The 20,374-nt window shown below is 72.1% G+C and carries 24 protein-coding genes; 8 read left to right on the top strand and 16 right to left on the bottom strand.

The features are described 5' to 3' along the window. Positions 1-8: 8 nt before the first annotated feature. The 3 genes from BM236_RS07840 to BM236_RS07830 form a co-directional block, all read right to left on the bottom strand. Positions 9-368, bottom strand: a complete 360-nt coding sequence (locus BM236_RS07840) for an NADH-quinone oxidoreductase subunit A (RefSeq protein ID WP_091122274.1) — start codon at positions 366-368, stop codon at positions 9-11. 218 nt (positions 369-586) lie between these two features. Continuing rightward, positions 587-1,276, bottom strand: a complete 690-nt coding sequence (locus BM236_RS07835; protein WP_091122168.1) for a demethylmenaquinone methyltransferase — start codon at positions 1,274-1,276, stop codon at positions 587-589. Between the two features lie 4 nt (positions 1,277-1,280). After that, positions 1,281-1,874 (bottom strand): hypothetical protein, encoded by a 594-nt coding sequence (locus tag BM236_RS07830; RefSeq protein ID WP_091122167.1) that lies wholly within the window; start codon positions 1,872-1,874, stop codon positions 1,281-1,283. A gap of 63 nt (positions 1,875-1,937) precedes the next feature. On the opposite strand from BM236_RS07830, the gene BM236_RS07825 reads away from it, so the two are divergent. Then, positions 1,938-3,173, top strand: coding sequence for an isochorismate synthase (locus tag BM236_RS07825; RefSeq protein WP_091122164.1), 1,236 nt, complete (start codon positions 1,938-1,940; stop codon positions 3,171-3,173). A 34-nt stretch (positions 3,174-3,207) separates the two neighbouring features. Here the strand turns inward: BM236_RS07825 and BM236_RS07820 are convergent, their stop codons facing one another. Beyond that, positions 3,208-3,489, bottom strand: coding sequence for a YciI family protein (locus BM236_RS07820; RefSeq protein ID WP_091122163.1), 282 nt, complete (start codon positions 3,487-3,489; stop codon positions 3,208-3,210). A gap of 2 nt (positions 3,490-3,491) precedes the next feature. Continuing rightward, the gene (locus BM236_RS07815; RefSeq protein ID WP_091122160.1) at positions 3,492-4,130 is read right to left on the bottom strand and encodes an MBL fold metallo-hydrolase; all 639 of its coding nucleotides are present in this window, start codon (positions 4,128-4,130) and stop codon (positions 3,492-3,494) included. 99 nt (positions 4,131-4,229) lie between these two features. Between BM236_RS07815 and BM236_RS07810 the strand changes: the two genes are divergently transcribed. The 3 genes from BM236_RS07810 to BM236_RS07800 are packed head-to-tail and all read left to right on the top strand — an operon-like array spanning position 4,230 to position 5,663. Further along, a complete protein-coding gene (locus BM236_RS07810) occupies positions 4,230-4,586 on the top strand; it encodes an ArsR/SmtB family transcription factor (RefSeq protein ID WP_091122159.1) in 357 nt (118 codons plus the stop codon). Then, the gene (locus BM236_RS07805; protein ID WP_091122156.1) at positions 4,583-5,086 is read left to right on the top strand and encodes an SRPBCC family protein; all 504 of its coding nucleotides are present in this window, start codon (positions 4,583-4,585) and stop codon (positions 5,084-5,086) included. Before BM236_RS07810 ends, BM236_RS07805 begins: the two co-directional genes overlap by 4 nt. Positions 5,087-5,105: 19 nt before the next feature. Next, entirely contained in the window at positions 5,106-5,663 is a 558-nt protein-coding gene (locus tag BM236_RS07800; RefSeq protein WP_091122154.1) for a TIGR03086 family metal-binding protein, read from the top strand. 32 nt (positions 5,664-5,695) lie between these two features. Here the strand turns inward: BM236_RS07800 and menD are convergent, their stop codons facing one another. From menD to BM236_RS07785, 3 genes are read right to left on the bottom strand one after another with little or no spacing between them, the layout of a single operon-like run. Continuing rightward, entirely contained in the window at positions 5,696-7,300 is a 1,605-nt protein-coding gene (gene menD / locus BM236_RS07795; protein WP_091122151.1) for a 2-succinyl-5-enolpyruvyl-6-hydroxy-3-cyclohexene-1-carboxylic-acid synthase, read from the bottom strand. Further along, positions 7,297-8,244: an o-succinylbenzoate synthase gene (locus tag BM236_RS07790; RefSeq protein WP_091122148.1), complete on the bottom strand. Its 948-nt coding sequence runs from the start codon at positions 8,242-8,244 to the stop codon at positions 7,297-7,299. Before BM236_RS07790 ends, menD begins: the two co-directional genes overlap by 4 nt. Then, a complete protein-coding gene (locus BM236_RS07785) occupies positions 8,244-9,266 on the bottom strand; it encodes an AMP-binding protein (protein ID WP_091122147.1) in 1,023 nt (340 codons plus the stop codon). Before BM236_RS07785 ends, BM236_RS07790 begins: the two co-directional genes overlap by 1 nt. A 37-nt stretch (positions 9,267-9,303) precedes the next feature. Here BM236_RS07785 and BM236_RS07780 point away from each other — a divergent pair, with 37 nt between their 5' ends. The 3 genes from BM236_RS07780 to BM236_RS07770 all read left to right on the top strand — a co-directional run bounded on the left by BM236_RS07780 (position 9,304) and on the right by BM236_RS07770 (position 12,977). Beyond that, positions 9,304-10,659 carry an MFS transporter gene (locus BM236_RS07780; protein ID WP_091122144.1) on the top strand — a complete coding sequence of 452 codons (1,356 nt, stop codon included), beginning with the start codon at positions 9,304-9,306 and terminating at the stop codon, positions 10,657-10,659. A gap of 26 nt (positions 10,660-10,685) precedes the next feature. After that, positions 10,686-11,978 (top strand): MFS transporter, encoded by a 1,293-nt coding sequence (locus tag BM236_RS07775; protein WP_091122143.1) that lies wholly within the window; start codon positions 10,686-10,688, stop codon positions 11,976-11,978. A gap of 126 nt (positions 11,979-12,104) precedes the next feature. Next, positions 12,105-12,977 (top strand): 1,4-dihydroxy-2-naphthoate polyprenyltransferase, encoded by an 873-nt coding sequence (locus BM236_RS07770; RefSeq protein ID WP_091122140.1) that lies wholly within the window; start codon positions 12,105-12,107, stop codon positions 12,975-12,977. A 58-nt stretch (positions 12,978-13,035) separates the two neighbouring features. Here the strand turns inward: BM236_RS07770 and BM236_RS07765 are convergent, their stop codons facing one another. Then, a complete protein-coding gene (locus tag BM236_RS07765; RefSeq protein ID WP_091122138.1) occupies positions 13,036-13,647 on the bottom strand; it encodes a CG0192-related protein in 612 nt (203 codons plus the stop codon). Between the two features lie 66 nt (positions 13,648-13,713). Further along, complete coding sequence (locus tag BM236_RS07760; protein WP_175507596.1) at positions 13,714-13,965, bottom strand: DUF4229 domain-containing protein; 252 nt, start codon at positions 13,963-13,965, stop codon at positions 13,714-13,716. 106 nt (positions 13,966-14,071) lie between these two features. Here BM236_RS07760 and BM236_RS07755 point away from each other — a divergent pair, with 106 nt between their 5' ends. Continuing rightward, on the top strand, positions 14,072-14,272 hold the full coding sequence (locus BM236_RS07755) for a hypothetical protein (protein ID WP_091122134.1): 201 nt from the start codon (positions 14,072-14,074) through the stop codon (positions 14,270-14,272). Here BM236_RS07755 and ccsB read toward each other — a convergent pair. Genes ccsB through hemL form a run of 6 tightly spaced genes read right to left on the bottom strand, consistent with a single transcriptional unit; the run spans position 14,269 to position 20,348 of the window. Continuing rightward, complete coding sequence (gene ccsB, locus BM236_RS07750) at positions 14,269-15,312, bottom strand: c-type cytochrome biogenesis protein CcsB (protein WP_091122132.1); 1,044 nt, start codon at positions 15,310-15,312, stop codon at positions 14,269-14,271. The genes BM236_RS07755 and ccsB overlap by 4 nt on opposite strands. Next, complete coding sequence (gene resB / locus BM236_RS07745) at positions 15,309-16,952, bottom strand: cytochrome c biogenesis protein ResB (RefSeq protein ID WP_245750199.1); 1,644 nt, start codon at positions 16,950-16,952, stop codon at positions 15,309-15,311. Before resB ends, ccsB begins: the two co-directional genes overlap by 4 nt. Further along, positions 16,949-17,704, bottom strand: coding sequence for a cytochrome c biogenesis CcdA family protein (locus tag BM236_RS07740; protein WP_091122270.1), 756 nt, complete (start codon positions 17,702-17,704; stop codon positions 16,949-16,951). Before BM236_RS07740 ends, resB begins: the two co-directional genes overlap by 4 nt. An 8-nt stretch (positions 17,705-17,712) precedes the next feature. After that, the gene (locus tag BM236_RS07735; RefSeq protein WP_091122129.1) at positions 17,713-18,288 is read right to left on the bottom strand and encodes a TlpA disulfide reductase family protein; all 576 of its coding nucleotides are present in this window, start codon (positions 18,286-18,288) and stop codon (positions 17,713-17,715) included. Positions 18,289-18,294: 6 nt separating this feature from the next. Next, positions 18,295-18,972: a histidine phosphatase family protein gene (locus BM236_RS07730; RefSeq protein ID WP_091122128.1), complete on the bottom strand. Its 678-nt coding sequence runs from the start codon at positions 18,970-18,972 to the stop codon at positions 18,295-18,297. Beyond that, a complete protein-coding gene (gene hemL / locus BM236_RS07725) occupies positions 18,969-20,348 on the bottom strand; it encodes a glutamate-1-semialdehyde 2,1-aminomutase (protein ID WP_091122126.1) in 1,380 nt (459 codons plus the stop codon). Before hemL ends, BM236_RS07730 begins: the two co-directional genes overlap by 4 nt. Positions 20,349-20,374: the final 26 nt, after the last annotated feature.

Raw genomic sequence — 20,374 nt, 5'->3', positions numbered from 1 at the left:
GGTTGCTCTCAGTCCCAGTCGAGCCCGCCGCGCTTCCACACGTAGGCGAACGCGAGGAAGACGGTGGCGATGAAGATGGCCATCTCGACCAGCCCGAAGAAGCGGAGCGAGTCGAAGTAGACCGCGAACGGGTAGAGGAAGATGATCTCGATGTCGAAGACGATGAAGAGCATCGCGGTGATGTAGTACTTCACCGGGAAGCGGCCGCCTCCGATGGGGTGCGGCGTCGGCTCGATGCCGCACTCGTAGGAGTCCAGCTTGGCTCGGTTGTAGCGCTTCGGGCCGACTTGGCTCGACATCACCACCGAGCCCACCGCGAACAGCGTCGCGAGTGCCATCAGCACCAGCACCGGTGTGTAGAGGTGCACCAGGACGTCCTTCCAGCCCTCGAGGTTCACTTGCCCGCGTTTGTGATCTTGTGAACTGGATCACAAAGGCCCTTCGGGTATTCCTACCACTCTGCGGGCACGGCGTCACGCGCGGGTCCCCCCTTGCCTGCAGGGCTCTCCGCGAGGTCGCTACGAGCACGGTGGAAATGCGCACCCGGTGCGCCTTTCCACCGCGTCGTCAGCGTCGGCGACGTGCCTCAGGCGGTGGCGCGGTGCAGCGCGACGACGCCGCTGGAGAGGTTGCGCCACTGCGGGTGGATCCAGCCGGCCTCTCGGATCATCCGGGCCAGGCCCTCCTGGTCGGGCCAGGCGCGGATCGACTCGGCCAGGTAGACGTAGGCGTCGGGCGCGGACGAGACGGCGCGGGCGACCCGGGGCAGCGTCTTCATGAGGTACTCCATGTAGACGGTGCGGAAGGCGCGGTTGGTCGGGTGGCTGAACTCGCAGACCACCAGCCGGCCGCCGGGCTTGGTGACGCGGCGCAGCTCGGTGAGGCCCGCGAGGGGGTCGACGATGTTGCGCAGCCCGAAGGAGATCGTGACGGCGTCGAAGGTCGCGTCGGCGAAGGGCAGCCGCGTCCCGTCACCGGCCGTGAACGGCAGGGCCGGCTTCGCCTTCTTGCCCACCGTCAGCATGCCGAGGGAGAAGTCGCAGGGCACCACCATGGCGCCCGCGTCGGCGAAGGGCTGCGAGGAGGTGCCGGTCCCGGCCGCCAGGTCGAGCACCATCTCGCCCGGCTGCGGTGCGACGGCGTCGTACACCTCACGGCGCCAGCGGCGGTCCTGCCCGAGCGAGAGGACGTCGTTGGTGAGGTCGTAGCGGCGGGCGACCGCGTCGAACATGCGACGGACGTCGCCCGGCTGCTTGTCGAGCTCGGCCCTGGTCATGGCGTCAGGCGACTTCGTCGAAGACATCGTTGACGACGGCGACGGCCTTCTCCAGCGCGAGCGGGCTGGTGACCTGGACGGTCAGGCCGTGCTCGGACTTCTGGCACTCGACGTAGGCGTTCTGGACGGTGCCCTGGGCGTCGGCCGAGCCGTTCTGGATGCAGAGCACGTCGCCCTTGCGGACGAGCGTCTGCACGTTGCCGCCCTGGGCGGTCTTCGGGTCGGAGAACTGGAAGGGCGCGAACGCGCCGCCCTCGGCCCGGAAGGCCTGGACGACCAGCGGCGAGGAGAGGTCCTTGTTGACGTAGTTGCGGGTCACCCCGACCACGCCGGCCTTCTTCAGCATCTTGTCGCCGTAGGAGCGGGTCGAGCGTTCGCTGGCCGACGCCTGCTGGACCTTGTCGTCGGTCGCGCCGGGCGCGTCCTTGTAGGCCGAGGCCAGGTCGGTCGCGGTGTAGCCACCCGGCAGCCGGTCCGGCAGCGAGATGTCGTCCGACTCGCCGCTGATCTTCGGCAGCACGATGGCGAAGACGGCGGCCAGCGCCAGCACGAAGACGCCGAGGATGACCCCGGGCAGGACGACACGTCGGTTGCTCACGGGCGGCCACGCTACCGGCTCCCCCAAGCACGATCCTCATCGGCGTACGGCTAATGTGAGGCGGTGCAGTCCGCTCTCGTCGCCCGCACCGTGGCCGTGCCGGCAGAGGCCGCGGCCGACCTGATCTCGCTCCTCCCCACCGACGCCCCGCTGTCCTGGGTCCGGCGCGGCGAGGGCCTGGTGGGCTGGGGTTCGGCGGCCTCCATCCGTACGACGGGGCCGACCCGCTTCGCCGACGGCGTCAAGTGGTGGACCGAGCTCGTCGGTCACGCCGACGTCACCGACGAGGTCGGCGAGCCGGGCGCCGGGCTGATCGCGTTCGGCTCCTTCGCCTTCGCCGACGACGCCGCCGTCTCCTCGGTGCTGACCGTCCCGTCGGTGGTGGTCGGGCGGCGCGGCGACATCGCCTGGGTGACCACCGTCGGCCGCGGGTCGAGCCTCGACGCACCGCCCCTGACGCGCGCGGAGCCCCCCGCCCGCCCGATGGGGGTGACCTACGCCGACGGCGCGCTCGACGGCGAGCAGTGGATGAGCGCCGTGGCCGAGGCCGTCGCCCGGATCGAGGACGGCCGGCTCGAGAAGGTCGTGCTCGCCCGCGACCTGCTGGCCACCGCCAGCGAGACCGTCGACGTCCGCTGGCCGCTCGCGCAGCTCGCGTCGTCGTACCCGATGTGCTGGACGTTCCACGTCGACGGCCTCTTCGGTGCCACCCCCGAGCTCCTCGTGCGCCGCGAGCGCGGCCTGGTCACCTCGCGCGTGCTGGCCGGCACCATCCGCCGCACCGGCGACGAGACCCGCGACGCCGAGCTGGCGGGCGCACTCTCGCGGTCGTCGAAGGACCTCGAGGAGCACGAGTACGCCGTCCGGTCGGTCGCCGACGCGCTCGAGCCGCACTGCTCGTCGATGAACGTCCCCGAGGCGCCGTTCGTCCTGCACCTGCCCAACGTGATGCACCTGGCCACCGACGTCACCGGCGTCGTGCACGACGGCATCACCTCGCTCGAGCTCGCCGCCGCGCTGCACCCCTCGGCGGCCGTCGGCGGGACCCCGCGCGACCGGGCCGTGACGCTGATCGCCGAGCTGGAGCAGATGTCGCGCGACCGCTACGCCGCGCCGGTCGGCTGGATGGACGCGTCCGGCGACGGCGAGTGGGGCATCGCGCTGCGCTCCGCCCTGGTCTCCGGTCCGACCGTGCGACTCTTCGCCGGCTGCGGCGTGGTCGGCTCGTCCGACCCCGCGTCGGAGCTCGCCGAGTCGCAGGCCAAGCTCGTCCCGGTCAGGGACGCGCTCGGCGGCTGAGCCGGCTCAGCTGAACCGGCTCAGCCGACCCCACTCAGAGGTCGAGGGTCTCGCGCCACGGGCCGAGGATCGGGTTCCACCCGACCACCACCCGCTCGGTGATGAGGCCGGCGGTCCAGAACGGGTCCTCGTCGAGGGTCTCCTCGATCTCGGCGACCGACTTGCCCTCCCAGACGATGAGGGCGCCGTTGTCGTCGGTCGGGCCGGAGAGCAGCAGGCCGTCCTGGTCGGCGAGGAACGCGCGGTGCTCCGGCCGGAGCCGGTCGAGCGCCTCGGTGTCGGGCGAGTAGACGTAGGTGACGGCGTAGAGCGACATGGTCAGAGGTCCTGCCCGTCCGCGAGTCGGAAGTACTCCTGGCCGGCCTGCGACAGGAACCGGTTGATCTGCGAGTCGAAGATGCCCGAGCCGACCTCGGAGTAGATGCGGTCGTGGATCGCGACGTTGCGCGGCGCCTTCACCGCGCGGGCATAGTCGATCAGCTCGCGGGCCGCCGCCCAGGGCGCGGAGACCGGCACGAAGAGGACGTCGACGTCCACGTCGGTCTCGGTGATCGCGTCGCCGGGGTGGAAGAGCCGCTGACCGCCCATCTCGATGCGGTAGCCGCTGTTGTGGAAGCGGGGCAGCTCCTCGTGGATGACCGCGTGCAGCTCACCGGTCGCGGTGACCGGGACGCCGGCCACTTCGAAGGACTGCCCCGGCGTGACCACCGTGGTGCGCTCGGCGACGTCGGGCGCCTCGTCCCGGATCTTCGCGGCGACCGCGTCGATCGTGAAGACCGGCGCGTCGGAGCGGGCGAGCAGCTCGGGCTGGTAGTGGTCGGCGTGCTCGTGGGTGATGAGCACCCCGTCGGCGCCGTCGAGCGCCTCGGGCTCGGTGAACATCCCGGGGTCGATGACCAGCGTGGTCCCGTCGTGCTCGAGCCGGACGCAGGCGTGTCCGAACTTGGTGATTCGCATGCTCGTCAGCCTAGTGCCTGCACCTTTCTCAACTGATCGGTTGACTGGAGTCCTCATCGAGATCTACGGTCGTACTCAACCGATGAGTTGAGGACGGACATGGACGACGACAGGCTCTCCCAGGTGTTCGCGGCGCTGGCCGACCCCATCCGGCGCGACATGGTGGCCCGCCTCACCGACGGGGACGCCGGGGTCGGCGAGCTGGCCGAGCCCTACGCCGTGAGCCTGCAGGCGGTCTCCAAGCACCTGAAGGTGCTCGAGGAGGCCGGCCTGGTGTCGCGCCGGCGGGAGGCCCAGCGCCGCCCGGTCCACCTCGAGGCGGAGGTGTTCGACCTGATGACGAAGTGGCTCGAGCGCTACCGCCGACGTGCCGAGGAGCGGTTCCAGCGCCTGGACGCCGTCCTCGACGAACTGCAGCAGGACCAGCACCCGACAAGGGAAGAGGACGCATCATGACCACGACCACCCAGCAGGAGACGAAGATCGGCGCGTCGAAGGACGTCCCGACGATCACCATCACCCGCGAGTTCGACGCACCGCGCGAGCTCGTCTGGCGGGCGATGACCGAGCCCGACCTCGTGGCCCGGTGGATGGGCCCACGCGACGTCAAGATGGAGATCACCCAGTGGGACCTCCGCCGCGGCGGCTCCTGGGCCTACACCGCGAGGCGGGCCGACGGGTCCGAGGACGACTTCGCGACCGGGTTCTTCGGGAGCTTCCACGACCTGCGCGCGCCGGAGCGGGCGGTGCAGACGTTCACCTGGGAGGGTGAGCCGGACGGCGTCGCGCTCGAGACGCTCACGCTCGAGGAGCTGCCCGACGGCCGGACCCGCATGGTGACGACGAGCGTCGTGGACTCCTTCGAGACCCGGGACATGATCCTGGCCAGCGGCATGGAGTCGGGCGTCGTCCAGGGCTACGAGAAGCTCGACGCCCTGCTGGCGACCGGGCTCTGAGACGACGTACGGTCCCGACATGAGCCCTGCCGAGCAGCACGCGCACGACGCCCAGCGCTTCGCCGCGCTGACCGAGACCGCCTCCGCCGACGACTGGTCGCGCCCCGCCCCCGTCGAGGGCTGGACGGCGCGCGACGTCGTCCGGCACCTCGTCGAGTGGCTGCCGGGCTTCGTGTCCCGTGCCGGCGTCGAGCTGACGCCCGTCCCCGTGTCCGAGGACCCGGTGGCCGCCTGGCGCGCCCGCGCCGACGAGGTCCAGCGGGTGCTGGAGGAGCAGGGCGACGTCGTCTACGCCAGCCCGATGCTGGGCGAGATGCCGCTGGCCGTCGCGATCAACCAGTTCTACACGACCGACATCTGGATGCACTCGTGGGACCTCGCCCGCGCGCTGGGCGCCGACTTCGACCTCGGCGAGGAGCGCAGCGCCCAGACGCTGGCCGGGATGCAGCCGATGGACGCGGTGCTGCGCAGCAGCGGCCAGTTCGGCCCGGCTGTACCCGTTCCCGACGACGCCTCCGCGCAGGAGCGGTTCGTCGGCTTCATCGGACGCGACCCGGCCTGGCACGCCGCCTCGTGAGCGTCAGAGTGACCCAGGGGTCACTCTGACACTCACCAGGCGGCCAGGGCCCGGATCCGCTCGTCAAGCGCCCGGCGGTCCGTGCGTCCGACCACGGCCTCGACCACCTCGATGCCGCCGTTGGGCATCGCCAGCGCCTGCTCGAGGGCGGGCAGGCTCGTCGCCTGGGTGTACGCCGTCCGGGTGGCCGCGCAGAGCGCCTCGATCGAGACGCCGTGCGGTGTGCCGAAGAGTCGCTCGAACCGGTCCGCGTGGACCGCGGCGCCCTGCTCGAGGGTCGCGAAGATCGAGCCGCCGTCGTCGTTGACCACGACGATGGTCAGGTCCGGCCGCGGCTCGTCCGGCCCGAGCACCAGCCCGTTGGAGTCGTGCAGGAAGGTCACGTCGCCCATCAGCGCCAGGTCGCGGGTCGAGTCCCGGCCGAGGGCGGCGCCGATCGCGGTGGACACCACCCCGTCGATGCCGGCCAGCCCGCGGTTGGAGAGCACCTTGCGGCGGGCGCCCACGGCGTAGCGCGGCACCATCAGGTCGAGGTCGCGGATGGGGTTCGAGGCACCGACGACGAGCTGTCCGCCGGGCGGCAGCGCGCGGGCGACGGCACCGGCGACGGCGTACGGCGTGAGCGCGGTCTGCTCGGCCAGAAAGCCGTCGAGCCGGCGGCCGACCTCGGTGTCGGCCTCGCGCCACGCGGCGAGCCACTCCGGATCGGAGGCGGCGCCGGAGCCGTCGAGGCCGCCGACGTGGAGCCGGGTGATGAAGCGCCGGTCGACCGGGAACGGGCGCTCGGCCCAGGCGCCGCGGACCGGCCCGGCGACGACCTCGACGTCGTCGCGCGCGAGGAGGCGGCTCACCGGCCGGGACAGCGTCGGGTGGCCGCAGACGACGACCCGCTCGATCCGCTCGGCGAGCGGGGAGCCGAGGAGAAGCCGGTAGGTCCGGATCGCGTTCTCGCCGGTGCGCGACCCGCTGGACGGCTCGGCGAGCAGCGGCCAGCCGGCGGCCTCGGCCAGGACCCGGGCGGGCGGACCGGCGTCGTCGCCGGCCACCACGACCGTGCGAGGACCCAGGTCGATCGACTCGAAGATGCGCGGCTCCGGGCGCTGCACCTCGGCCCGGACCTCGATCGCGGGCACCTCCCACGGGGCGGACGGGAGCAGCGGCTCGTCGAGGTGGACGTTCCAGTGCAGCGGCCCGGGCGCGGACCACAGTCCGTCGACGTCGACGTCACCGACGCCGGACAGCGCGCGCCCGGGTACCAGCGGACCGAGGATCCCGTGCTGGTCGGTGGTCTGGTTGGCGCCGGTGCCGTAGAGCCGCTCGGGCCGGTCGGCGGTGACCACGACCAGCCGGACTCCCGAGTGCGCGGCCTCGAGGGCCGCCGGGTGCAGGTTGGCGACGGCGGTCCCACTGGTGCACATGACCGCCGCCCGTGACCCGGTCTTCGTCAGCCCCAGGGCCAGGAACCCGGCGCTGCGCTCGTCGACCCGGCTGTGCAGCCGGAGCAGGCCGGCGGCCGCGGCGTCGTAGGCGGCGAACGAGAGCGGCGCGTTGCGGCTCCCGGGCGCGAGGACGACCTCGCGCACACCCGCCTCGACCAGCGCGGTGATGACGCCGCGGGCGAGGTCGGTGCTGCTCATGAGCGGAACTCTCTCACCGCTGCGAGCCGCTCGGCCCAGGAGGAGCGCCTGGCGTCCCCTGCGGCGAGCGCGGCCAGCTTCGCGGTGTCGATCGTGGGCGTCACGACGGGCAGCTGCCCGTCGACCGGCAGCAGCGGCTCGGCGACGACGTCGTCGGTGAGCAGCTGCACCGTCGCGAGCCCGCACGCGTAGGGCAGGTCGGGCAGCGCAGCGGCCAGCGCGACGCCGGCCGCGATCCCGACGCTGGTCTCCAGCGCGCTCGACACCACCACGGGCAGGCCGATCTCCTCGGCGATCCGCAGGCACGCGCGTACGCCGCCCAGCGGCTGCACCTTCAGCACGGCGATGTCGGCGGCCTCGAGATCGCGGACGCGATAGGGATCGGCGGCCCGCCGGATCGACTCGTCCGCGGCGATCGGGACGTCCACGCGACGGCGGACCAGGGCGAGGTCCTCGACGCTGGCGACCGGCTGCTCGACGTACTCCAGGCCGCCGGAGGCGCGGTCGAGCGCCGGGATGCTCGCCACGGCGGTGTCGATGTCCCACAGCCCGTTGACGTCGACCCGCACCCGGCCGGACGGGCCGAGCGCGTCACGGACCGCCTCGACCCGGGCCAGGTCGTCGGCGAGCGTCTGGCCGGGCTCGCCGACCTTCACCTTGGCGGTCCGGCAGCCGCCGCGGGTCACGATCGTGTGGGCCTGCTCCGGCCCGACCGCGGGGACGGTGACGTTGACCGGGACCGTGGTCCGCACGGGCGTCGGCCAGTCCCCCGCGGCCGCCTCCTCGGCGGCGCGCAGCCACGGCTCGACGACGGCCGGCTCGGTGTAGTCGAGGAACGGGCTCCACTCGCCCCAGCCGCTGTCGGTCCGGATCAGCATCCCCTCGCGGACGGTGATGCCGCGGAAGCGCGTGCCCATCGGGATGGACCAGACGTGGGTCTCCATCAGCCCGCGAGCTCCCTCAGCCGGAGCCGGTCGGCCTTGCCGTTGGGCAGCATCGGGATCTCGTCGAGCGTGACCAGCTGACGCGGCGCCCAGGACCGCGGCCGCTCGGCGGCGACCCACTCCCGGAGCTCGTCGAGGTTCGGTGGGGCGGACGCGGGGACCACGAAGGCGACGAGCCGGTTGCCCCACTCCTCGTCGGGTACGCCGAGCACCTCCGCGGCCGCCACGGCAGGATGCGCCCGGAGCCGAGCGGCGACGGCGGGAGCGGGCACGTTGATGCCGCCGGTGACGACCATGTCGTCGAGCCGGCCGAGCAGCTGCAGCCGGCCGTCCTCGTCCAGACGCCCGGCGTCGGAGGTCAGGAACCAGCCGTCGACCAGCACGTCCCGCGTGAGGGACGGGTCGCCGTCGTACCCGTCGAAGAGCACCGGCCCGGAGAGCCGCACCCGGCCGTCGGTGCCGAGCGCCAGCCCGACGCCGTCGAGCGGCAGGCCGTCGTACACGCAACCCCCGCAGGTCTCCGCCGAGCCGTAGGTGGCGACCACCCGCACCCCGGCCGCGGCGGCCCGCGCGCGGAGTGCCGGGTCGATCGGCCCGCCGCCGAGCAGCACCGTGTGGAAGGAGGCGAGCGCGGCCGCGGACGTCTCCAGCAGCCGGTGCAGCTGCGTCGGCACGAGCGAGACGAACCCGCCCGCCCCGACCGCCGCAGCGGCGGCCTCGAAGGAGTCGACCGAGCCGCCGAGCACCACCGGCGCACGGCCGGCGACCAGTGCGCGGACGATGACGTTGAGCCCGGCGACGTAGGAGGCCGGGAGCGCGAGCAGCCATGGTCCGGACCCGCCCACGCGCGCGGCCGAGGCCTCCGCCGAGGCGAGCATCGCGCCCCGCGACAGCACCACCCGCTTGGGCCGGCCGGTCGACCCCGAGGTCTCCACCACCCACGGCTCCGGCTCACCCGGAGCGGCCAGCCACCGGTCGACGGCGGCGATGACGTCAGCCGCCGCGGGGCCGGGGTTATTCACATGACGAACGCTAGTCGGCCATGGTGGGATTTACCTTATGCCCTCCCCTCTCCCGGTTCCGGGCTTCTTGGCGCGCCTGGTCCCGCCGACACCGCTCTCGCGGCAGCTCGCGCTCCAGTCGATGCTGTTCTCGACCGGCGAGGGGACGTTCAACACGGGCAGCGCGGTCTTCCTCACCCAGGTCGTCGGCATGTCGGCCCCGAAGGCCGGCCTGGCCCTGACCATCGCGGGCCTCGCGCAGTTCGTCTTCGCCTACCCGGCCGGCAGGGTCGTCGACCGGTTCGGCCCCAAGCGCATGTGGGCGACCGCTGCGGTCGGCCAGGCCGCCGGCTTCCTCGCCCTGCCGTTCGTCCACGGCTTCGGGCAGTACGTCGTCGTGGCGCTGTTCGTCGGGCTCTTCGACTGCCTCGGGGAGAACGCCCGGCACGCCTACACACTGGATGTCTTCGAGCCGAAGGAGCGGGTCGAGACGCAGGCCTACATGTACTCCTCGCTCAACGTCGGCTTCACCCTGGGCGCGCTGCTCGGCGGCGCGGCGCTCGCCTTCGACTCGACCGAGGTCATCCGGTGGACCCCGCTGGTCGCCGTCGCGATGATGCTGCTCAACTCGACCTTCATCAGCCGCCTGCCCGCCGCTCCTCACGACCTGAGGGTCGCCTCGGGCGAGGCGCGCGTGGCGCCCACGACGCCGTCGGGCTGGCGCAACCCCGGCTGGATCGCGACCACCTTCTTCACCGGCACGATGTGGACCAACCAGGCCCTGCTCAACGTGGTCATCCCGCTCTGGCTGGTGGAAGCCACCGACGCCCCGCGGGTGCTGCTGGCGTGGCTGTTCGGCACCAACACGGTGCTGTGCATCTTCCTGCCGGCGTACACATCGCGCGGCGTGAAGGACCTGCGTGGCGCGATGCGCTTCGTCTGGATCTCGACCGGCTTCTTCGTCGGCTCCTGCCTGATCACGATGCTCACCCACGAGACCGTGGGCTGGCTGACCATCTTCTTGGTGTGGCTGGGTCACGTGACCGTCACCGGTGCCGAGCTGGCGATCTCGGGGGCGTCGTGGATGTTCCAGTCCGACCTGATGGACCCGCAGCGCCGGGGCGAGTACCAAGGCGTCAGCTCGGTCTTCCAGGCGCTCGGCGGCCGGTGGGCGCCCGCGCTCTACACCTGGCTGGCGATCTCCGTCGGCGACATCGGCTGGCTGGTCATCGGCGCGATCGCGGTCGTCGCCGCACTGGGACTGAGCCGGTCGACGGTGGTGGCGGAGCGCTTCGCTCGTCAGCACTTCCCCGCCGACCCTGCCGTCCCGGCGGACCCGGCGGACCCGGCGCCGCCCGTGGCGAACGTCGAGGCGCCTCCGGTTGCGGGCACCCAGCCGACGGCACTATCTTGACATCAAGATAAATCGAGAGGAACCGAGTGATCCGACTGCTTCGTGGTCTCGTGCCCCGGGACTCGCTGACCCGGCGACTGGCCCTGCAGTCGGTCATCTCCGCCTTCGGTGACGGGGCGTTCCTCACCGGGTCGGCGTTCTACTTCACCCAGCTCGTCGGCCTCTCCGCCCAGCACGTCGGGTTGGGGCTGTCCATCGGCGCAGGTGTGCAGTTCCTGGCGTCGGTGCCGACCGGCCGCTGGGTCGATCGGTTCGGCGCGAAGCAGGCCTGGGTGTCGATGGCGGCGGCCCAGGCGGCGCTCTACTTCCTCTGGCCCGCGGTCGACGGCTTCGTCGCGTTCCTGCTGATGATGGCCGCGATGAGCGTCGTCGAGCAGACCATGCGCTCGGGCCGCGGCGCCTACCAGATCGCGATCTTCCCGCGCGACAAGCGGGTCGCCTCCCAGGCGTTCATGCGGGCCGCGCGCAACGTCGGCTACACGCTGGGTGCGCTGCTCGCCGGCCTGGCGCTGGCCTTCGAGTCCGACACCGCGATGGAGCTCGTGCCGATCCTGACCGGAGTGCTGCTGGTCGCCAACACGGTCTGGGTGTGGCGCCTGCCGCGGCTCACGGTCGAGCCCGCGGCGCCGGAGCCGGTCCTCGAGCAGGCCCTGGAGCACTCCGCCGAGAAGGGCAGCGCGCTGCGCAACCGCGGCTTCCTGCTGATGTCGATCTTCAACGGCATCCTCGGCACCCACCAGGTCCTGCTCAACGTCGTCATCCCGCTCTGGCTGGTCGAGGAGACCGACGCTCCGCGGGTCCTGCTCGCGTGGCTGTTCGGCACCAACACCCTGCTGGCGGTGCTGCTGCAGGTGGCTGCCGCCCGCGGCGTGACGACGGTGCAGGAGTCCCTGCGGGCGCAGTACCGCGGCACCGCCTGCTTCGTGCTCTCCTGCGGCATCGTCCTCGTCACCCATGACACGACCGGCTGGGTCACCATCGTGCTGGTATGGGTCGGCCACGTGACCGTGACCGGCGCGGAGCTCTTCCAGTCCGCGGGCATGTGGGGGCTGGTCGCCGAGCTCTCCGACCCCGACCGGCTCGGCGACTACCAGGGCGTCTCGTCGCTGGGCTACACCCTCGGCGACGTCTGGGCGCCGGCCGTCTACACCTACCTCGCCATGACGCTCGGTGCGCCCGGCTGGATCATCATCGCCCTCATCGTGGTCGCCTCGGCCGTCGCCATCGGCCCCGCCGCCCGTGCCGCGGAGCGGTATCTGGCGGGCGGCGTACCGATCGGGGCTGACGGGGCCACAGACGCCGATCTGGCGCCCCACTGACCACACGTGTCCCGATCGGTGTCGGGCGGCGTACCGATCGGGGAGCACGTGCCGCGTGAGGCGTCCGGCCGCCACCACGGCCCCACTGGCCCCGATCGGTACGCGACCGGTGTTGAATGACCCCTCGTGGCGACAGCAGCGCAGTGGTTCGAGGGGGCGCGCCCGAAGACGCTCCCGGCGGCGATCTCGCCGGTCCTGGCGGGCACCGGCGTGGCGGCGTACGACGACCAGCTGGTGTGGTGGAAGGCGCTGCTCGCCCTGGTGGTCGCGCTGGCGCTGCAGGTGGCGGTCAACTACGCCAACGACTACTCCGACGGGATCCGTGGGACCGATGACGAGCGGGTCGGCCCGCTGCGGCTGACCGGCTCCCGGCTGGCCACGCCGTCGGCAGTGAAACGGGCGGCGTTCGCGGCGTTCGGCGTCGCCGCCCTCGCCGGCCTCGCGCTGGCCGCCAGCACCACCTGGTGGCTGGTCGCGGTCGGGGTGCTCTGCATCCTGGCCGCCTGGTACTACACCGGCGGCAAGCGCCCCTACGGGTACGCCGGCCTCGGCGAGGTGATGGTGTTCGTCTTCTTCGGCCTGGTCGCCGTCGTCGGCACCTACTACGTGCAGGCCGAGCAGTGGTCGTGGCCCGCCCTCTACGCCGCGGTCGGGATCGGCGCGCTCGCCTGCGGGATCCTCGTGGCCAACAACCTGCGCGACATCCCGACCGACGCCGTCACCGGGAAGCGCACGCTCGCGGTCAGGCTCGGCGACGGACGCACCCGTGCGCTCTACGCGCTGCTGGTCGCGGCCGCCGCTGCGGCGGTGGTCGCGGTCGCGGTCGCGACGACCTGGTGGGCCCTGCTCGGCCTCGGCTTCCTCGTCATCGCCGGCCGGGCGGCACGCGCGGTCGCCGCAGGCGCCGCCGGTCGCGCGCTGATCCCCGTGCTCCAGGCCAGCGGCAAGGCCGAGCTGGCGTGGGCGGTTCTCGTCGCCGTACCGCTGGCGCTGGCCTGACGGTCGGCAGGCCCGGCAGGCCCGCAGCGCACGCAGCGCACGCAGCGCACGCTCGGCCTCAGCCTGCCGACGCGGCGACGGCCCGCCCGCCGTCCCAGACGACCGTGAGCGTCTCCGGCCCGTCGACGTCGGCGGGCAGCAGCCGGGCGATGTTGAGGGTGAGGTCGGCGGACTCGACGATCGCGAGAGCGCCCCGGGACGTCACCGCCAGCGCAGCGTGGTCCGGCACGGCGGAGGCACGTCCGCTGCCGGATGCCTGCACGGCCGCCTCGCGCACCCCCACGATCCGCCCGTCCCGTTCGACCTCCAGGTCGGCCTGCCGGCCACCGGTCAAGATGGCGGTGACGTAGGCGTCGACGGCGACGCGATCGCCGATGCCGTCGTAGATCCAGCGGTCGCCGAGGGCGGTGTGCGACATCGTGCAGATGAGGAACTCGTCGGCTCCCTCGAGCGGTGCCCCTCGGTAGGTCAGCGGCAGGTGCAGGACCTGCTCGCCGGCGCGGAACAGGAGCGCCTCGATGCCGACCTCGCCGTCGGGGTCGTCGAAGCGGTAGCCACCGATCTGCTCGAGCTCACCGAGCCCGGCCGCCCACGGCTGCGTCGGCAGCCAGGCGGCGACGAGCTCCGGCTTGGTCGGCGAGATGTCCGAGTCGACGTGGATGACGGCCATGGGCGTTTGCTCCTCACTCCCGCCGCGGCGAGCGACGTCCCAGCGGATCCGCTGGCACGGCGGACGCTAGTCGACGTCCTCCCTCGACCGCGACCTCTCGACCGCGGCCGAGGCGCGCCGCTCGACCTTGGAGGCGAACGCGACGCGCTGGCCGTTGAGGAGGAAGTAGGACACGATCCCGCTGATCACGAAGGCGACGACCAGAACGGGGAACCACGGGAAGCCGCCGTCGACGAGCGCCCAGATCCCGGCCACGACGGCGAACGTGGCGGCGAACAGCGCCACCCTCAGCAGCGTGTAGACGACGAACTCTCTCACGCCCGCAAGCCTAGGCGTCCGGGCCCGGGATCCCCGAATGCCTGACGCGCTCCCGGGATGCCGGGAAGCCCCACCCGGTCCTGGAAAGCCGAACTATCGTGGACGTGTGCTGAAGGTCCTGTTCGTGCTCATCATCGTCGCGCTCGCGACCTATGCGCTCACCAGGGTGATCCAGCGTCGCGGCGTCCAACCGCCGCTGGTCACCACCCGCCGGTCCGCCAAGCCGTCAGGCCCGATCGGCCCCGATGACGACGACGAGTTCCTCCGCGAGCTCGACCGCAGACGGCGGGACGACGACGGCCCCTAGCGGGTGACCGACTGCGAGCCCATCGGCGCCGGCGCCGCGTAGGAGTGCTGCGACGTCGACGAGAAGTAGTTGATCCCGATGAAGTTGAACCACAGCGTCGCCATCCCGACGAGGGCGAGGATCGCGGCGTTGCGGCCGCGCCAGCCGGCGGTCGCCCGGGCGTGCAGGTAGCCCGCGTAGACGACCCAGGTGATGAAGGCCCAGACCTCCTTGGGGTCCCAGTTCCAGTACGACGACCAGGCCTGGTGTGCCCAGATGGGGCCGGTGATGAGGACCGCGAAGGTCCACACCGGGAAGCCGAAGGAGTGGATGCGGTAGGCGACCTGGTCGAGCACGTCCAGCGACGGCACCCGCGAGAGCCAGCCGGACTCCCGCTCGCCGGTCCGGGCCTTGATGAGGTAGACCGCCGACGTCATGCCGCCGAGCGTGAACGCGCCGGTCGCGAGGATCGCCGAGACGACGTGGATGACGAGCCAGTAGGAGTTGAGCGCCTCGGTCAGCTGCGCGACGGGCTCGTAGAGCCACAGCACCGCGATCATCAGGCAGACCAGCACGAAGGTCAGGACCAGCGGAGCCATCCAGGCGAGCGCCAGACGGCGGTGCAGGACGACGTACGCCGCGGCGACGACGAAGGTGCCGCTGAGCGTGAACTCGTACATGTTGCCCCACGGCACCCGGTGCGGGTCCGCGGCCATGCCGCGCCCGACCAGCGCCGCGAGGTGGGCGGCGACGGCGATGACGGTCAGCAGGTAGCCGAGCCGGCCGAAGAGCTCCCCACGCTCCTCGTTCGCCGCGGAGCTGCCCGAGGTCTCGAGACGGGCCTGGCGGCCCTCCTCGACCAGCGGGTCGCCGGTCGGGCCCGGTGGTGCAGCGGCCGGTGTCGAGACCATCGCATCCGCTCTGGTCCCGATCCGACCAGCGGGCACGACGGAGCGGAGCGCCGACCACTCCACCAGGTGGGCGATCAGCGCGAGGAAGTAGACGACGCCGGCGGCGCCGACGGCCTGGTTCGAGAGCAACGCCCAGCTGTGCTCGGTCACTTCTTCTCCTCCTGCAGCGCCTGCGTCAGCGCACGTACGACGGCGGCGGTGTCGCCTCCGCCGGAGCGGTCGAGCGTGGCGACCTCGACCAGTGTGCCGCCCTCACCACGCCGGGCACGAACCCAGACGCGTCGCGGGCGGATGAACAGCGACCCCAGCAGGCCGATCAGGCAGAGCACGACGCCGCCGAGGGCGATGAGCTTGCCGGGCGTCTGGCTGATCTGGACGCGGTTCCAGCGGACCACCTTGTCGAAGGTGACCGAGCCGAGGCCGTCGGGCAGCTGCACCGTCTGGCCGGGGGTCATGTCGAGGCGCAGCGCCTTCTTCGGGTCACCCGGCGTCATCACCTCCTTGGCCGCGGAGGTGTCGAGCGCGTAGACCGACTGCGGCCCACCGCCGGGATTGAGGTCGCCGGCGTAGACGTGCATCGAGATCAGCGGGTTGAGGTCGTTGCCCATGAGCGTCGTCGGGTTGCCCTTGTCGTCCATGATGAACGTCGGGTAGAAGACGCCCTGCAGCCCGATCTGCTCGGGCTTGGCGGCCTGGGCCTTGACCACGCCGAACGAGAAGAAGGTCGCGTCCTGCGGCAGGAAGACCGTCGGTCCCGAGTAGGCCACGTTGCCCTGGCCGTCGCGCACGGTGATGACCGGCGCGTAGCCGTGACCGATGAGGAAGACCTCGGTCGAGCCGATCTTCAGCGGGTGGTTGACCCGCAGGTCGTAGTTCTTCTCGTCGGAGCAGTCGGTCTTCTGGCAGTAGCTGATCTGCGAGCGGAAGCCCTTGGCCATGCCTGCCTTCGGCCCGGTGTTGAGCCAGTCGACGTGGAAGTCGTTGATGTGGAACGTGAAGGGGTCCATCCGGCTCTCCTTGAAGAGGGAGCCGGGGTCGAGGTCGTCGTACTGGCTGGGGGTGTTGGTGAAGCCCGCGTCGGGCCCGACGACCACGATGACGCCGCCCTTGTAGCCCAGCAGGCTGCCCATCGCGAAGCCCACCAGCACGAAGAGGATCGAGAGGTGGAAGACGAGGTTGCCGGCCTCGCGCAGGTAGCCGCGCTCGGCGCTGACCGCGTCGCCGTCGGCGCCCCTGCGGATCCGGTAGCGCTTGCCGCGCAGGATCGCCCGCGCCCGGGCCAGGACGGCCTCGGGCTCCTCCTCGGTCGTGTACGACGCCGAGTCGGACAGCCGCAGCAGCTGCTGGGGCGCCGCGGGCGGCTGGGCGCGCAGCCCGCGCCAGTAGACCCGCAGCCGCGGCACGATACAGCCGACGAGGGACACCATCAGCAGGACGTAGATCGCGCCGAACCACGGCGTCGAGTAGACGTCGAAGAGCCCGAGCTTCCGATAGATCGGCGTCAGCGTCGTGTGGGCGTCCTGCCACTGCGACGCCTTGAGGGAGTCGACGCCGCTCTGCGGGATCAGCGATCCGGGCACCGCCGCCAGGGCGAGCAGGAGCAGCAGGATGAGCGCGGTCCTCATCGAGGTGAGCTGGCGCCACGACCAGCGCAGCAGCTCCCGGACGGTGAGCTCTCCCGGGCGACGGGTGGGCTCCTCGCGCTGCCCGGGGCCCTCGGGCCCCTCGGAGAACTGCGGGACGCGGCCCTCGGGACCGGTCAGGGAGCGCTGCGGCGTCCTGTTGTTCACACTGAGACCGTCCAGCCGTCGACGAGGTGGATCTGCAGCCACTGCACCGCCCAGTCCCACCAGCCGGTGAGCAGCGCGAGACCGATGAGCACGAACATGACGCCGCCGACGCGGGTCACCCAGCGGATGTGCCGGCGGATGAAGGCCATCGCCCCCAGCGCCCGTCGCCAGAGCAGCGCGAAGACGATGAAGGGCAGCCCGAGGCCGACGCAGTAGAACGCCAGCAACAGGCCGCCACGCGAGGCGGTGCGCTCGTGGCCGGCCAGGTTGAGCATCACCGCGAGGGTGGGGCCGATGCACGGCGTCCAGCCCACGGCGAAGAGGACGCCGAGGAGCGGGGCGGCGAAGAGGCCGACCGCCGGCACCCGGTGGAAGCGCACGTCGCGTTGCAGCCACGGCACCAGGCCCATGAAGGCCAGGCCGAGCACGATCGACAGCAGGCCGAGCACGACCTGCAGCTGCCGGTCGTACTCGATGAGCCACTGGCCGACCGTCCCGGCGGCGACGCCGAGCAGCACGAAGACGGCGCTGAAGCCGAGCACGAAGAGGATGGCACCGGCGAGCATCCGGCCGCGGCCGCCCCGCCCCTCCGCGAGGTCGGCGCCGGACAGGCCGGTCGCGTAGGACAGGTAGCCCGGCAGCAGCGGGATCACGCAGGGCGAGAAGAACGACACCAGGCCCGCGAGCACCGCCAGCGGCAGCGCGAGCAGCAGGGAGCCGTCGGTCGCCGTCGAGTGGATCCAGTCGGTCATGGGGACGATCACGTATCCGCCTCGCAGTGCTCGGCCGAGGCGGAGGCCGCGCACTGGACGAGCTCGGTGAGCGTCAGCCTGCTCGGGATCGGGCCACTGATCATGGCGCTGATCCGGCCCTGGGCGTCGAGCACGACGGTGGACGGCAGCGGACGGGGCAGGCCGGGGAAGGCGAGCAGCGCGCGGCCGTCGGGTGCATAGATCGACGGGTACGACGCCCCGACCGAGCGCTCGAAGGCGAGGCCGTTCGCCGCGCTGCCGTCGCGGGTGTTGATCCCCAGGAAGGCCGCCTCACCCGCCAGCTCGGTGCTCGCCTCCTGCAGCATCGGCATCTCGGCGCGGCAGGGGCCGCAGCCCGACCACCAGACGTTCACCACGGCCGGCTTGCCACGGAGGTCGGCCAGGTCCACGTCCTTGCCGTCCAGCGTCGTCCCGGTCAGCTCGATCGGGGCCCCTCGGTCATCGGGCGCCCACACGGTCGTCGTACCGTCGCCGGTGATGTAGCCGCCCTTGTTGGTCCCTGAGAGGTCGCTGCAGCCCGTCGCCACGAGGGCGAGCAGCAGGAGGGGGAGTAGTCGGCGCATGCGGTGCTACGGCTTCAGCTGCTCCGGGGCGTCGCCGGCGGAGAACGGCGCCTTCCGGTCCTTCGCGGGGATGAGGTCGCCGGCGGGCTCGCTGTAGGAGACCTGGGTGAGCCGGTCGCCCTCGAAGTGGAACGACGTCATCGAGCACAGCGTGCACTGGCGCTTGCGCGGGTCGTGCAGGAAGCTGCGGTGCTCGGCGTGGAGCCGGGTGGTCCAGATCGGCAGCTGGTGGCTGACGATGAGCGCCTCGTGCCCCTGGGCGGCCAGGCGCGCGTCGTCGACGGCCGCCATCATCCGGGCGACGATCTCCTTGTAGGGCTCGCCCCAGCTCGGCTTCAGCGGGTTGTAGAGCCAGAGCCAGGTCCGCGGGTCTCGCAGCGCGTTGTCGCCCTTGGCGAAGCGCCTGCCCTCGAAGTGGTTGCGCGACTCGATCACCCGCTCGTCGAGCGTCGGAGTGAGGCCCAGTCGGGCGGCGAGCGGCGCAGCGGTCTCCTGGGCACGCTCGAGCGGGCTGGAGACGATGTAGGTGATGTCGCGGTCGCCGGCCACGTCGGCGACGCGCTGGGCCATCTTGTGGCCGAGCTCGGAGAGGTGGAACCCGTCGCGGCGGCCGTAGAGGACGCCCTGCGGGTTGTGCACCTCGCCGTGGCGCAGCAGGTGGACGACCGTGTCAGGGGTGCTCATCGGGCGTCCTTCTCGCTGGTCGAGTAGCCCGAGCCGCTAGGCGAGGGCCTATCGAGACCACTCGCGGCCGCCGCTGCCTGGGCGGCGTCGGGCAGCGCCGCCAGGATCGTGTCGACCGCCTCGTCGTCGTGGGCCGACGAGAGGAACCACGCCTCGTAGGCGCTCGGCGGCAGGTAGACGCCGCGCCCGAGCATCGCGTGGAAGAAGGCCGCGTACGCCGCCACGTCGGTCGTCGAAGCGCCGGCGAAGTCGGCCACCGGCTGCTCGGTGAGGAAGATCGAGAACATCGTGCCGACGCTCTGCACGACGTGCGGCACGCCGGCCGCGGTCAGCGCCTCGGACGCGGCGCTCTTCACGGTGTCCGCAGCCGCGCCGATGTGGGCGTAGACCTCGTCGGTCGCGAGCCGCAGCGTGGCCAGACCGGCGGTGGTGGCGACCGGGTTCCCGCTCAGGGTCCCGGCCTGGTAGACCGGCCCGACCGGCGAGAGCCGCTGCATGATGTCGGCGCGACCGCCGAAGGCCGCGGCTGGGAAGCCGCCGCCCATCACCTTGCCGAAGGTCATCAGGTCGGGCGTCCAGCCCTCCGGCCTGCCGTCGAGGCCCCACGCGCCCTCGCGACTGGCCCGGAAGCCGGTCATCACCTCGTCGCTGATGAAGAGCGCGCCGTGCCTGCGGCAGATGTCCGCGAGGAAGCCGTTGAAGCCGTCCGCGGGCGGGACCACGCCCATGTTGCCGGGGGCCGCCTCGGTGATGAGGCAGGCGATCCGGTCGCCGTACTCCTCGAAGGCCTTGTCGACGGCGGAGCGGTCGTTGTAGGGCAGCACGAGGGTCAGCTCGGTGCTGCTGGCCGGCACGCCGGGCGTCCCGGGCACCGCGAAGGTCGCGAGCCCGGAGCCGGCCGACGCCAGCAGCGCGTCGACGTGGCCGTGGTAGCAGCCGGCGAACTTGATCACGACGTCGCGGCCGGTGAAGCCGCGGGCCAGCCTGATCGCGCTCATCGTCGCCTCGGTGCCGGACGAGACGAAGCGGACCTCCTCGACCGGCGTGCGGCGGACGATCGCCTCGGCGAGCTCGACCTCGGGCTCAGTCGGGGTGCCGTACGACGTCCCGCGGGCCACCGCCGCCTGGACCGCGGCCTGCACCTCGGGGTGTGCATGGCCGAGCAGCATCGGCCCCCACGAGCAGATCAGGTCGACGTAGCGGTTGCCGTCGACGTCGGTCAGCCAGGGGCCCTTCGCCTCGCGGATGAAGCGCGGGGTGCCGCCGACCGCGTTGAACGCACGCACCGGGGAGTTCACCCCGCCAGGCGTCACCGCCCTCGCACGCGCGAAGAGGGCGTCGGATGCCGGGACGTGGCCGGTGTCGAGCGTGGGCACCGGGTCATTCTCCCCGAGCGGGCAAC

Origin of the sequence: Nocardioides terrae, from assembly GCF_900112345.1 — a bacterium.
In the GTDB taxonomy this organism is placed as follows: domain Bacteria; phylum Actinomycetota; class Actinomycetes; order Propionibacteriales; family Nocardioidaceae; genus Nocardioides; species Nocardioides terrae.
This window is presented reverse-complemented; position numbering and strand designations above follow the sequence as displayed.

Excerpts from the sequence above, each read along its gene's own strand:
- BM236_RS07790 (WP_091122148.1), bottom strand. The coding sequence starts at position 8,244 with ATGGAGACCCACGTCTGGTCCATCCCGATGGGCACGCGCTTCCGCGGC.
- BM236_RS07810 (WP_091122159.1), top strand. The coding sequence starts at position 4,230 with ATGGACGACGACAGGCTCTCCCAGGTGTTCGCGGCGCTGGCCGACCCC.
- BM236_RS07835 (WP_091122168.1), bottom strand. The coding sequence starts at position 1,276 with ATGACCAGGGCCGAGCTCGACAAGCAGCCGGGCGACGTCCGTCGCATG.
- BM236_RS07730 (WP_091122128.1), bottom strand. The coding sequence starts at position 18,972 with ATGAGCACCCCTGACACGGTCGTCCACCTGCTGCGCCACGGCGAGGTG.
- BM236_RS07780 (WP_091122144.1), top strand. The coding sequence starts at position 9,304 with ATGCCCTCCCCTCTCCCGGTTCCGGGCTTCTTGGCGCGCCTGGTCCCG.
- menD (WP_091122151.1), bottom strand. The coding sequence starts at position 7,300 with ATGAGCAGCACCGACCTCGCCCGCGGCGTCATCACCGCGCTGGTCGAG.
- BM236_RS07815 (WP_091122160.1), bottom strand. The coding sequence starts at position 4,130 with ATGCGAATCACCAAGTTCGGACACGCCTGCGTCCGGCTCGAGCACGAC.
- BM236_RS07800 (WP_091122154.1), top strand. The coding sequence starts at position 5,106 with ATGAGCCCTGCCGAGCAGCACGCGCACGACGCCCAGCGCTTCGCCGCG.
- BM236_RS07765 (WP_091122138.1), bottom strand. The coding sequence starts at position 13,647 with ATGGCCGTCATCCACGTCGACTCGGACATCTCGCCGACCAAGCCGGAG.
- BM236_RS07805 (WP_091122156.1), top strand. The coding sequence starts at position 4,583 with ATGACCACGACCACCCAGCAGGAGACGAAGATCGGCGCGTCGAAGGAC.
- BM236_RS07740 (WP_091122270.1), bottom strand. The coding sequence starts at position 17,704 with ATGACCGACTGGATCCACTCGACGGCGACCGACGGCTCCCTGCTGCTC.
- BM236_RS07735 (WP_091122129.1), bottom strand. The coding sequence starts at position 18,288 with ATGCGCCGACTACTCCCCCTCCTGCTGCTCGCCCTCGTGGCGACGGGC.
- BM236_RS07820 (WP_091122163.1), bottom strand. The coding sequence starts at position 3,489 with ATGTCGCTCTACGCCGTCACCTACGTCTACTCGCCCGACACCGAGGCG.